We start from the raw sequence: 278 nt of genomic DNA, 5'->3' as shown, positions 1-278 counted from the left end.
GGCCAGTTCATGAGAACCACGCCCGCCGCGTTTGCCATAAGCCGCGATATCTCTAGCGAACCCGAATCAGCAACCTTCAGCGGCTGGGTTCTTTCCGTAGGCAAACTTCTGACAGCGAGACGCGATGACAACTCGTGAAACTGTTCGTAGGTGAGGGCCGCCAATCCCGCGTCAGCTGGCAACGAGTCGGCGTAAAACCTATCTTCAAAGCCAGAGGTGAGCCAGGCGGCCGTATCACTCGCCGGCGCGATCTCAAAATTGGTCCCACTCAATGAGGT

At 57.2% G+C, this 278-nt stretch carries 1 protein-coding gene; it reads right to left on the bottom strand.

The features are described from left to right. The coding region (locus FQ664_RS27480; protein ID WP_218570396.1) for a hypothetical protein at window positions 1–278 on the bottom strand (278 nt) is incomplete at both ends.

It is taken from the genome of Pseudomonas persica, assembly GCF_900291015.1.
Classification (GTDB): Bacteria; Pseudomonadota; Gammaproteobacteria; order Pseudomonadales; family Pseudomonadaceae; genus Aquipseudomonas.
Note: the sequence above shows the minus strand (reverse complement) of the source record. Positions and strands in the feature narration are given on the sequence as shown.